Origin of the sequence: Paenibacillus kribbensis, assembly GCF_002240415.1 — a bacterium.
Lineage (GTDB): Bacteria > Bacillota > Bacilli > Paenibacillales > Paenibacillaceae > Paenibacillus > Paenibacillus kribbensis.
The window spans coordinates 3,207,233-3,219,705 of sequence record NZ_CP020028.1 but is presented as its reverse complement, the minus strand read 5'-3'; the positions used below and the strand labels follow the sequence as shown (position 1 = coordinate 3,219,705).

Here is a 12,473-nt window from a genome sequence, read left to right as displayed (position 1 = left end):
AGAATATATCATAAGGAGAGAGAGCAGATGCGACGGGCAAAAACACACAGTTACCTGCAGGTAGATGACTATTTGGATCTTCTTAATTATGCGAAACAATTACATGATATAAAGTGGCAACAAGAGCTCAAGGAAGCCTTGCAGCATCATTTGCAGGAAAACGGCAAGGAGACTAAGGATTCTAAAATTAACGCGCTATGGCGGCATTTTGACCAGATTAACGACAGGCTGCTGGAGCTATTTGATCTTTTACGAAATAGTAAAAACGCGGCGGAGCGAAACTCGTGGAGCGAACAAATTTGGGAGCTGAAATTGGAGCAAATCAAGTTGGAAAAGCAAATACAAGCGAGCTATTCACATTTATAAACATCAGCATAGAAGGTTATGAGCAGACAAAAGTCAACTAAATATAGAAATTTTAATAACGAAGTGAAGCACGCTGCTTTCTTCGTTTTTTGGTTTATACACCGCTTCTTTTTTTGGAAAAAACAGAGGAGTAAACAGAGATGATAACGAATAGTTTTATATAGTTGTTTTAAGTGTTAACGGAAAAATTTCCGGAAGAATATCGCGGCTACGTCTTTCGAGGAAACAAAAACCTGGAGGGGGAATGTTATGAGGTTCACGCATCTGGAAAAAGCAACAACTGTGCTGTCGGATCATCCGGTTCGTTTGACGTCTGCTTATGCAATCGGTCCGGTCGAGCTGCCGGAAAATTGCGGTGTGGGCAGGGAATGGTCGAATTATTTCACCCATGAAGACTGGAATTTGGAAAGGGCATGTGAAGAGGGACTGGAGCTTTCAGCCGGGGGAAGGGCAGCCTGCCGATTATTAACCGAACTGGACCCCCGGAACGCGGAACTGAATTTAGGGGTTTTCCCACCTTTGGCCGAGCAAGAAAGGCTTTTGCTGGTTTCCAACCTTCGTTGTATGACAGCACAGGAAGTCGTTATCAGACCGTTTGAAGGGACAGGACAAATTTGGATAGACGGCATGCTGTTATATGCGGAATCCGGTCCTTTTCGCTTGCATCTGGAGGAAGGCGATCACACAGTGATCATCATCGCAGCGTTTATTCCCGATGAAGCCCGTTCTATTCGTATTAGCGGAAATCAGATATGCGATCATCCAGATGTGGCAGAGCTGCAGCGTGAATTTGTAGAGCGCAATATACGTTTTCATATGGCTTGGCTAGAGGTTGAGAAAAGTGCGGAGAGGGAGGGGGAAAAAAGTCCGATCTCGTTTTATTTGCTGCGTAAGGATCGCGTAGATCTGCCTGCAGATCAAACGGTATGGATCGAGGTAACGAATGATGCAGGAACGAAGCTGGATCGGTTTCAAGCGACCTGGGAGCAGGAGCAAAGGTATGCCTGGGATGAGGAAATGACCGGGAACACAGGGATGCTGCATTTTACGGTTGCATATCACGATCATGAGGCAGGAGAGCACCATTTTGTGTACTCGGTACTTGTACGTCCTTTGTCTGCCGTTGTGCAGGGTTTGCAGGAAGAGTATGACCACTACAAGCAGGCTCACGTCAGGGATGCTCTCAATCTCAATGCTGCACGAAAAATACAGATAGAAGGTCTGCTGGAGGAACTAAAAAGGTTAACGGCTTTGCCGGAAGATCCTTTTGAAATCTGGGACTATCGGGTTGTGCGTGAATATATCAAGCTATTAAAACAAATTTTCACATATGGATGTGCCGAACAGTCTCAGCATTCATTCTCACTTCAGGAGCAAGACATCTTTGTATCTCCTGACGGGATTGGCGAAGGCTTTTTTGTCTCCCGCTTGGATAACAGCTTACAGCGCTATACCATACAGCTTCCAAGAAGCTTCTCGCCAGAACGACAGTACCCCTTGATTGTCCTGATGCCGGGCAAGCGGTATGAGCTGGGTCTGCCTGATTTCCAGCAACGTGATTTTGGGCGGGGCTGGGAGGAAGAGGCGATATTTGTTACTTTTTCGTGTCGTGGCGTAACGTTGGGCAGTTATATTGGCGAAGCCGCTTTCCTGGAGGCGTTGGATGTCATTCTGCAATCGTACCCGGTGGACGAAGACCGAATTTATCTGACAGGTTATTCTAACGGCGCTTATGCGGCCTGGGCGATGGCACAGGCGTATCCTTCGCGTTTTGCAGCTATTGCTGTAATCGCAGGTGCGCCGCATCCAAAGCAGCTAATGAATCTGTCAAATTTGCCTATATTGAACATCGTTGGCGAGCAGGATTATCTGTTTGACCAGGCGTATACGGCTCCTGCAACTGAGCTTGCATCCAGCCATTTCAAAGGTGTAGTGGAGCATTGCTCTAATCACTGGGACACACATGAGCTGAGGCTTCTGGACGGTGTGATGGGCTGGCTTATGCAATGGAAAAGAGATGTCGCACCTCAGCGTATAGCCTACCGGACAGAACGGGGCAGACATAATCGTGCCTATTGGCTGGAACTGGCGAAAATGGATGAACACGAGGAATATGCTGAGCTGCACGGTGAAATGAGCACAACAGGCGAATTGGACATTACGGCCGTTCATGCTGACGAATTTATCATTCATCTTTCTCATGAAGTCATGGCTTTGGAACTGGTCCAGGTACGTATCGGAGCTCGTATTTTCGTTTTGGATCTGCTGGAATACAGTCGCTTTCGCTTTGTTAGAATGGAGTCACAGAAGCGCCCCTCGCCCGAATACCGTTTAATTGCTGAACGGGGGAGAGGAAGCGATGTAAGCTCTGCAATAGAAACAGAGACCGAGCAGGGAACAAGTGGGATAAAAAGCGCAGGAAGAAATGCTCGGAGCCACGGTATGGGCGTGCTTGACGTTTATATGGATCGTCTTCATATTGTCCTTCCATCCAGCTATGCTACACCGGAGGAAGAGCAGGCGATGAAACGGACAGCGAACGCCTTGGCCAGTCCGCGGACAGCGACTTGGAATCCCTATATTGGTGTCCATTATCCTGTTGTGTCTGCTCATGACATTTCGGAGGAAGAGCTGGCTGACAGTAACGTGATTTGTATCGCTTCGGGCTTGACCAGACATGAGCTGCTTCAACGATACCAGGAAGATTTGCAATTCGTATGTACGGAGGAAGGGTATACGCTGGGCGGTGATTTTATAGCAGGGGAATATTGTCTGTCATATATTCAGCCTAGTCCTTGGTCTGCACACCGACAAATGCTTGTCGTAGCGACCAATTCACCACGGATGCTAGGCAAAAACCTGTTTATGCGCAAGCTGATCATGCCCGGCTATTTTAACGGTTTGCACCCGTATTTGAATAAGGAAATTATTGTATATGACAGTAAGGGTGTGCGTGCTTTTAATTTTATATCCAATCAGCATGACACATATATCCTATAAAATTCCAAAATTAAAACCGTCTGGAGGCACGTTGGTGATCCTGACGGTTTTTTTCTGATTTATTGCAGTGATTTGCAATCGATATGACGTCATATATAAAAGGGCGTTGTAGCAGGTTAGCTTTTATATTGCTCCATCAGGTACATGATCTTCACCTCATCGGCCAAATCTCCGAAGGGTTCTAACGGATTTTCCTGAATGATATGATATAATCGTTGGACTCTTTCCTTGGGTAGCTTGCGTACATATCTGGAAATAAATGCGGCATGGGTGACTACGTAACGCTTTTTGCGGACAGCCGCATTGGCTACGCGGACGAGAATATCCTCGCCTCCTGCCATTTCCAGAATGCGACGCTCATAAAAGGTGACATATCGGAATGTTCGATCCTTGATCAGCTCACGATTTAATCTAGCAATTTCTCCGATATATCTGACCATAAGCGGTTCAAAGCTTTTGATCAGGAGAGGATCGAGGATCAACTCCATATCTTTGCGCAGAACAAAGGATTGCAGCAGGGCAACCTGCTGGAGCCTTATCCGGTCGTTGTGAATGAGAACAGCAATCTCACGCAGCATCTCATAGGAGACACGCTCACTGAGCTGTCGCAGGGCAACCGCGTTTTGATGATTGACGCCCAGTCCCTCATGGATCTGTGAAATGCGTCCTCTGAACAGGCGTATAAGCTGTCTGCGCTTTTCAAAAGGATAAATACGCTGCTGCAGAAGCACCAACGGCAGCAGGAGGAGTGCACCGACAACACCGCTCAGAAGCATTTGCTGTGTTGAGTGACCAAAAAAGACAGCAGCGGCCAACAGCATGATGCCAACGGCGAGGTCTTTACGGAAATAACGTCTGGCACTGAGCTTGGCGTATTGCTCTACAGGAACCAGCGTATCCCGATCGCAGGATGTACATTTTTCTTCCCAGAGGGCGGTGAATTGTCCGCAATGCCTGCAGATTCTCAGCTTTTGGAAGGCATGCTCCGTGCGGGTGAATGGACGGAATTGTACAGCCTGTTTGGAGCTATTCATTGCGTTCACTTCTCCGGTTCAGCAGTGCCAGCAGCTCGGTGTCGATTTGCGTAATCAACGGAGCACGTTTTTTATGTATATAGTAAATGATTAATTTAATGGCGACAAAAAGAAACAAAATCGCCAGACATCCGTATGAGATCATAGTGTACTTCCTCTTTCTGCTTGGATTTTGACTTTGATATTTTACATGGGCAGGTTTCACTGCTGTCATTTTTGTCGTATAAAGGAGAAGGCTGGTGCCCGATTGCCCTGGTTGGGGTATAATTATATCATTACTGCAGGATATTGGTAAAATCTCGCGGTATAACAGGCTTTTTGGCGGTATTATGACCATTCAGGCAGTATTTTCAGCTGGCACTCATGTAAAACTCATTATAATTTAATAGTAGGGGAGTACAACTGTAATTTAGAGTGAAAAGTTTCTAGAAATGAGAATTAAACCGGCAAAGGGGTACAAGCGATGTTGAGTAGAGACAGAAAATGGTTTTTGGTCATCGGAATCATATGTGCAATGATCATGACTTCGATTTCGGCATGGCAGCCACAGACGGCGAATGCCGCTTCACCCTCTGCCTCCAAGGTAGATGCGGTGCTGGTTGTCGATGTAAGTAATTCTATGAACACCAGTGATCCTGGGAAAATTGGCAATGAAGCCATGAAAATGTTTATTGATATGCTGTCGACGCAAAACGACAAGGTTGGGATCGTAGCATATACGGATGTTGTACAGCGCGAAAAAGCCTTGCTTAATATCACGTCTGAAGCGGATAAGCAGGAATTGAAGGCATTTATTGACGGGCTGAACCGGGGGGCGTATACTGACACCTCCGTAGGCGTCAAGGAAGCGATCCGCATTTTGCAGGATGGCAAAACAGCCGGACATGCGCCTATGATCGTTATGCTGGCTGATGGCAACAACGATTTTAATAAAACGACAGGCAGAACCGAAAGCCAGTCCGAACAGGATATGGCGAAGGCTGTAGCCGAAGCTAAAAATAGCGGTGTTCCGATCTATACCATCGGTCTCAATGCAGACGGAAAGCTGAATAAAAACAAACTCGCCGACATTGCGCAGCAAACGAGCGGCAAGTCCTTTATTACAAGCTCGGCGGATGATCTGCCGAACATTTTGAGTGAAATTTTCGCCAGCAATTTGAAATTGAAGGTTGTGCCCTTGCAGTCCATTACGGCGAACGGCAACTATCAGGATGTTACGGTAACCGTACCGAACGATAGCGTGCTGGAGGCCAACATTTCGATTATGTCCTCGAAACCGGTGGATGCAAGACTGATAGATCCGTCGGGCAACACCAAGCCGATTCCTTCAAGCGATGTACTGTTGTCCAAGTCGAAAAGCTACTCGCTGATCAAACTGCTCAAGCCTGTAGCTGGCGACTGGAAGCTCCAGGTCAAGGGAGTCCGGCAGGATCAGATCGATATTAATCTGGTATTTAACTATGATTTGGAATTGAAGCTGGACGCACCGCCTGCCCAATCGTACAAAAAAGGTGACTCGGTTCAAATTCGTTCCTATCTGACGAGTAATAACCAGCAGTTTCAGGATCAGGAATTATATGCGAATATGAATGCTGTTCTGAAGGTCAAGGACCTGGATTCCGGGACAACGAATGAGGTGTCGCTAACCAATGCAGGCGATGCTTTTACCGGCTCTTACACGATTCCGGATGAGCATGACTATGAACTAAGTGTCAGAGCAGAAGAGAAGAGCTTTTACCGTGAAACCCAGCCGATAACCATCAGTGCTAAAGCAGGAGCGGGCAGTGGCACGAATACAGGTACAACTCAAACGGCAGCACCTGCCGAAAAGTCCAACCTGCTGCCACTCATTCTTGCAGGACTGGGATTGCTTGTTCTGCTGATTGCCGCATTTTTCATCTGGAAGGCTGTCAAAAAAGCCAATCGTGGTTTTGTCGGCCAAATTGTACTGGAAATCCGGGATGAAAATACCGGTGAAAAAACGTATCCGCAATACAAGAAGCTGAACACCTTCCGGGGCAAATTCAATCTGCACCAGTTGCTGCAACTGGCACCGGAATTTTCCGGAACCGACAAGGTGGTGTTCACGCCAGCCAATCAGGATCGAATCATGGTGCGCAGCACCCCGGAGATTACGATTGAAAAATCCGGACGCGCTGTAGACACAGGCAGCGGTCTTGAACTGAAAAACGGTGATCGTCTGACGATCCCGCTGGCTAGTGTGGACAAAACCATTTTGCTGGAATTCATTTCAGTGAACAGCTAAACGAACCCTTAGGAGGTCAAATCTATGAAACCCGTAGTTAGAGAGCATATTCAACAATTAGACGTATCACTCGGTGGGGGAATCGTAAGCGACAAGATCAGAGTAGATACCATTGATAATCCTATATTAATTATCGGACTTGGAGGTACGGGGATCGATGCCCTCCTTCGCTTGAAATATCAAATTAACCGCAGATTCAAGCTGCCGGCAGATCCAATTTCCAAGAAAAAGAGCGAAAAGCCGGACAATGTGGAATTTCTCGCTTTTGAAACGAATGAGCAGGATCGCAACAAAAAATACAAGGGCATTGGGCTGGACCCGATCAATGAGTTTGTACTGCTGTCCAATGCTGAAATCGGCGGATTGCTGCAAAATCGCAGCATTCTGGAGCCGTACATTACTGACTGGCTGTCTCCCGAACTGAGCATTACGGATGGAATGAACGGAGCCGCAGGGGTACGTCAGGCTGGACGCCTGCTGCTGTTCACCAAAATCAATCAGGTCGTACAAAGCATTGACAAAAAAATCAAAACCCTGTCGGAAGGCACCAACAAGAAGCTGATGGTGTTCCTGCTGTCCGGTTTGTCCGGCGGTACAGGAAGCGGCACCTTCCTCGATATCTCCTATATCGTCCGGGGAATTATTGAACGTGACTACGGCTCCGCAGGTGTAGACCGTGTGAATACATTAGGTTATCTGTTTACACCGGATATTAACCTGGCCAACAAGAGCCTGAGCGAGCATACACGTGAATATATAAAAAAGAACGGCTATGCCGCACTAAAAGAGCTGGACTACTGGATGAATGTGGATAGTCGCGGTGAACGCTTTAAGCAGCAGTACGGTAACATTTTGACCGTAAACTCGCCGTTGCCGCCGTTTAATCTGTGTCACCTTATTTCGGCCACGAATACGGAAGGCAAGCTGCTGGAAAATGCTTATGATTATTGCATGAATGTCACCGCCGAGAACATCACCAACTTTATGGCGAGTGAGGAAAAACAGTCGGGCGAAGAGTTCGCCATCCATGACTATATCAGCAACATTCGTACGAACATTGCACAAATGAATAAGACCTACCCGGCAAACTACGATTACAATATTATCGGGGCTTCCTCGGCAGTGCTGCCGATGGAGGAAATGACCACGTATCTGGCTTACCGGATGTTTGGTAAAATGTCCAAAATGTTCGAGCAGGCGCCGAATCAGGAGGACGTAGAGAAGTTTGCCCGCAAGCTCGGCGTGGATCTGGACAGCATGATCAAAAACTTTGAATCACGTGTACCAGAGCCACTGCCGGGATTTGAAAATAGTGAACGACTCAGCTATAGCAATGTTGTGAAAATGCAAGTTGTCAATATGGACACTGAGCTGGAGCAGACGTTCCTGACACGTGCCCGTGAAGAATATATCAAAGCAAAGAAACAGCTTCCAGGCGAGATTACGGGGCAGTTTACAGATCAGATCCGCCGGATGTTCCTGCATCCCGAGCAAGGACCGTTCTATGTATCCCGTATGATTTATACGGAAAAAGGATTCAGCTTGCTGAAAATGCTGCTTTCTTATATTGAGGTGTTGAGAGAATCCCTGCACCGTATTCCTACGGATATTGAATGGGCGCGGGAGCAGGCGAATGAGAAGCTGGGCGATGCCAAGAGCGCGTTTGTGTCCAAGGATAAAAAGAAAAATGCATATATTGAAGCAAAAATCAATGAATATTGGCTTCGGGCCGATGTGGAGCGTACAGAGCAGCTTATTGAATTTTATGAAGACCTGTATGACTTGCTAAATAAGGAAAACAACCGCATTTATAATGTATTTACTGAAATTTTGAACGCACTGAGTGCCATTTTCGAAAAGAATGGCGATTTGCTGATCAATGGCGAGGAACAGTCCGATCATAAAGGCAACAAAACGTACTATTGGAATCTGGTAAGCGTCCCGGATATTTCCGAAGTCGTGACCAAGCTGCTGGATAAGCGTAACGGTGATGATTTGATTCGTGATTTTGCCCAGGAATTGCTGGAAAATTCAGATCAATGGGTGAAAGATCAGGATATGGACATCATCAGCTCCATCTCCAATTTCTTGACCGAAAAGTTCGGTGATCTCATTACCCGTTCCATGGAGGATTTCCTGGTCATGAAATACGGGCAGGATGAAGCAATTGAAAAATTCGTGGAGCGCTACATTGCGAGCAAGCTGGATGAGGAGGCTGTACCTGTCTTCCATCTGAGCAACAGCTCTGGTAATTTGTACTTCCCGTCATGGGGATTTGTATCGGTACCTGTGCAGTCACCTAACATTTTGAAGGGTGTTCGCAATTATCAAAATAATGCGATTGGCAAATCGCACTTTACGATTAAAGAGAGTGAAGTCCGTAACCGTATTTTCTGGCTCAATACGCGCAATGGCGTCCCGCTGTTTGTATATACGCCACTCAAAGTGTATGAAGAAAGCTATGAAAAAACGATTCTTGACCGCGAAGGTATTGGCCGCCATTTGGTACAGACAGGTCAGAATAACTGGACCAATCTGCCTTCGCCAATTCCTGAAAAATCATGGGGCGAAACCTATGTCAATCCGCGTGTGCAGGCTTACAATGCCCGTATCCGAAATGACTTCGACCATGCGAAGTCACTTGGTGTTATCCGTGAGAAGGATGTCGATCAGAATACGAGCAGCCGCTTTACCGTGCTGCGTTCACGTGCGCTGGATCTGAATGCGCTGTTGGCAGGCTACGATATGCGTTTGCAGGAATCCAAGCCAAATCTGGGTGAGGTGAAGAGAGCATGGTCTGAGCTGAAACGTCTACTGGCTGAAGGATTGGATCAGACGGGAAGCAAAGACATCTTTGGCAGCATCAATGAAGACATGGCCAAGGAAAACCTGATCCGTTCACCGGAGCTTACGCAGGTGGTTCGTGAAGAACTGGCGAAATATACTGAAATCGAAGCAAAGGCTGCGGAATTGGAGGCTTTGCTGGGCAAATATCAGGATGAGGAAAAATGGCTGGATCAATTCATCCAGGTCCTCTATACCGACACGATTTCGAAGAAAGGCGCTTTGTACGTCTATGATCGTGACGAAGAGGAAGAGGCTTGGGAGCCGTTCGCCAACGTTATGAAGAGTCGTAATTATGTGGAGTTTGAAGTGTTTACAAACTTCCGTGGTCTGGAAGAGAAGAAACTTGCAGCCCTGATGCGTAAAGCGGATCGCCGTGATGCTGTGTTGACTTCGTCGGAGGATATTACACCATTGCTGACAAAGCTGGATGGACTCGCTGCGACCTTTACAGAAGCCCGTAATCAATTGGAGTATGAAAAGGTGGAGCTGGCTAATGGAGCTGAGCTTTATGCGTTTTATGCTCAAATGGCCGGTAAATTAAACGACATTCGCAGAAAGTTGAAGTAAAGTATGAGAGAGCAGCTGTTGCGTTATGCGGCTGACTATGCAGCCGCAGAGGACCAATTAATCGGAAGCGGGGATGGACGCAGCAGCATCCATTTCCCGTCCGTGTTTCTTTTTATCGGTGACGGTATGGGATCGGTGATAAACACCATTGCAGATATCAACCGGACCAAGTGGGATAACAGCACAGGGGTAACCTATATTCAGATTCGCTCACAGGATGAGCAGACGGGTGTAAACCGTTCTGTAGATACTATCCTGCATACGGTAGCCGTACCGGAGGATAGCAGCCACCAAACGATACGCCGTGATTTGCATCAGGCTTTTTATACACATGAATCGCAGTTGATTGAACTTAACACCGCATTGCGCCGTGCAAGTGGGCACTTGGCGGATTACGGCCGGTTGTATTCCTCGTTCGAGCGTGTCCATTTGTCGATCTTGACGACAGCCGATGATCCGATGAATGTATTGGTTCCCGAGATTACGCTGTTGGCGGAATATATTTTTGCGCAGTCCTTCAAGTCCGTACAGATGGATTTGTATGTGCTGGTGAGTGAAGGCGATCAGGCTGCCCAATTCGGCTACCGTAGTGCAACGTCCGTTGCTTTTATGCGGGAACTGGACTATATCCAGAGCCCGGAGTATACGTTTACGGCGCCGCTCCATATGACCGAGGACAAATTGACCATCCCGGTATTCCATGCTCCATCGCCGTTGTTTGATCTTGTTTATGTGCTGTCCGACAAGAACGAGCGCGGCATAACGGTGCCTAATAGCCTGCGCGAGAGCTGCGACATCATTTGTCACATTCAGCTCCTCAAAAACCGTTATCAGGCAGGAGATTCCTATCGGTCACAGGATGGGGGCTACAACAATACATCGTTTAAGAACAATATTATGACGGAATCCGGGCGGCAGGGCTATGTGTCGGCCGGATTTTCCCGGGTCAAGCGCCCCAACCAGTCGATCGCGCTTACGGTACTGTATCACTTTTATGTGAAGCTGCTGACACGTATGAGAACGGAGAGGGAATGGGACGTACGCGATAAGCTGACTTATTTTGGCTTGGATGCTGCCGAGCGCGGGCGTACGCGAAATGATCTTGTGCCTGGGAATGATGCGATTACAGACATGGGTGCGCTGATGACGAGTGGAGCCAGTTATGGCTCGTTGAAGCGGATGTCATTACGTGAGGCAGAGGAAGCCTTGTTTGGTCAAGGCTGCGAAACCTTTTTCCGCGATAACTGTGAACGGATCGTACACAAACGGCTGGGCGATTTTCAGGCGGAATTACGTTTGCAGACAGCTGTGAACACAGCTGCCAAGGAGCATCCCGAAATCGGCCTATTCGAGCTGGCAGACTGGACAGATGAAAATAAACCGGGAAATGTGCTTACGGCTATTCGGGGAATGATTCGTGATACGTCCAATGATTTGCAGGTTAGTGCTGCTGAGCTGGATACCCTCTATAGCGGCCGAGTGGAGGATCAGCCCTTTCAACGGCTGCCGCTCATGGATAAGCATAATGTGCGCAGCCTGATCCGGTATCTGACGGAGACAGTCTACGGGCATAAGCTGCATATGCTGCGGATTCAAGCGGATTTGGAGCTATTGCGCCACTATGAGCTGGCGCTTGAAAAATGGCATGCACAGGCAAAGCATATTACGGTACAGCTTGCCAGCCTGGAGCGTGAACTGCATCAAGCCGCAGCGGACAGTATTCGCCAGGCTGACAGCTACACGGGTCAAAACCTGTTCGAGTATTACGAGCGGGTAACAGAGGATGTCATGCACGAGCTGGAAACCAAACGGGGGAAATCTGTATTCTTTGATACCCGTCATATGGGGCCTGTGTCCGGATTGCTGGACGGAGGTCTGTCCCTACTGGTGGATCGACTTACACAGACCTGCCGTACCATGATTCTCAGCTCACAGCCGTTTAATCAGACATTCGAAGAGGAGTTGCTACGGCGTGCCAATGTAGCCGCTGCATATGAAAATCGGCTGGTCGTTCCAAAGGATGAGCTGTTTAAAAAGCTGTACCAAACATTAGAGGAGCATGGCGGAATTAACGTGCGCTTGCTGGATTATACCCATGAGCATCGGTATGAAGAAAAGTATTTCTTTGGCGACTATGAAGGCGAATTTCTTCCTTATGCGATGGATGTGGACATTACCTCGCGTATTTACAAGCTGGGGTTTGTGCATGAACGTCGCAGCAGCGGGGTGGAAAAGCTGCATTTGATGGGCGGCTTCCATCTGGAGGATCTGATGGTGTATCGCAACGGCAAGACGTATTATGAGACATATACCGCGAACGGTTTTGAGTTTCACGGAATCGCCGCGGATCGGTTGCCGGAATTGCGGTAGCCACTTGTTAATCCTACTTTAAT

7 protein-coding genes are annotated in these 12,473 nt (G+C 47.7%); 5 read left to right on the top strand and 2 right to left on the bottom strand.

Features of this window, described 5'->3' with window-relative positions; translation table 11 throughout:
• Positions 1-27: 27 nt before the first annotated feature.
• Positions 28-366, top strand: coding sequence for a hypothetical protein (locus B4V02_RS14205; protein ID WP_094155306.1), 339 nt, complete (start codon positions 28-30; stop codon positions 364-366).
• A 249-nt stretch (positions 367-615) separates the two neighbouring features.
• Complete coding sequence (locus B4V02_RS14200) at positions 616-3,366, top strand: PHB depolymerase family esterase (RefSeq protein WP_094155305.1); 2,751 nt, start codon at positions 616-618, stop codon at positions 3,364-3,366.
• A gap of 116 nt (positions 3,367-3,482) precedes the next feature.
• Here B4V02_RS14200 and B4V02_RS14195 read toward each other — a convergent pair whose 3' ends face one another.
• Positions 3,483-4,400 carry a hypothetical protein gene (locus B4V02_RS14195; RefSeq protein ID WP_094155304.1) on the bottom strand — a complete coding sequence of 306 codons (918 nt, stop codon included), beginning with the start codon at positions 4,398-4,400 and terminating at the stop codon, positions 3,483-3,485.
• Complete coding sequence (locus B4V02_RS26150) at positions 4,393-4,545, bottom strand: hypothetical protein (RefSeq protein WP_007430258.1); 153 nt, start codon at positions 4,543-4,545, stop codon at positions 4,393-4,395. Before B4V02_RS26150 ends, B4V02_RS14195 begins: the two co-directional genes overlap by 8 nt.
• 318 nt (positions 4,546-4,863) lie before the next feature.
• Between B4V02_RS26150 and B4V02_RS14190 the strand changes: the two genes are divergently transcribed.
• From B4V02_RS14190 to B4V02_RS14180, 3 genes are read left to right on the top strand one after another with little or no spacing between them, the layout of a single operon-like run.
• A complete protein-coding gene (locus B4V02_RS14190) occupies positions 4,864-6,666 on the top strand; it encodes a vWA domain-containing protein (protein WP_094155303.1) in 1,803 nt (600 codons plus the stop codon).
• A 24-nt stretch (positions 6,667-6,690) separates the two neighbouring features.
• Positions 6,691-10,080 (top strand): tubulin-like doman-containing protein, encoded by a 3,390-nt coding sequence (locus tag B4V02_RS14185; RefSeq protein WP_094155302.1) that lies wholly within the window; start codon positions 6,691-6,693, stop codon positions 10,078-10,080.
• Positions 10,081-10,083: 3 nt separating this feature from the next.
• Entirely contained in the window at positions 10,084-12,450 is a 2,367-nt protein-coding gene (locus tag B4V02_RS14180; protein WP_094155301.1) for a transcription initiation factor TFIID, read from the top strand.
• Positions 12,451-12,473: the final 23 nt, after the last annotated feature.

What these genes read in the sequence shown, in the direction of transcription:
- B4V02_RS14205 (WP_094155306.1), top strand. Translation starts at nt 28, where the DNA reads ATGCGACGGGCAAAAACACACAGTTACCTGCAGGTAGATGACTATTTG.
- B4V02_RS14200 (WP_094155305.1), top strand. Translation starts at nt 616, where the DNA reads ATGAGGTTCACGCATCTGGAAAAAGCAACAACTGTGCTGTCGGATCAT.
- B4V02_RS14195 (WP_094155304.1), bottom strand. Translation starts at nt 4,400, where the DNA reads ATGAATAGCTCCAAACAGGCTGTACAATTCCGTCCATTCACCCGCACG.
- B4V02_RS26150 (WP_007430258.1), bottom strand. Translation starts at nt 4,545, where the DNA reads ATGATCTCATACGGATGTCTGGCGATTTTGTTTCTTTTTGTCGCCATT.
- B4V02_RS14190 (WP_094155303.1), top strand. Translation starts at nt 4,864, where the DNA reads ATGTTGAGTAGAGACAGAAAATGGTTTTTGGTCATCGGAATCATATGT.
- B4V02_RS14185 (WP_094155302.1), top strand. Translation starts at nt 6,691, where the DNA reads ATGAAACCCGTAGTTAGAGAGCATATTCAACAATTAGACGTATCACTC.
- B4V02_RS14180 (WP_094155301.1), top strand. Translation starts at nt 10,084, where the DNA reads ATGAGAGAGCAGCTGTTGCGTTATGCGGCTGACTATGCAGCCGCAGAG.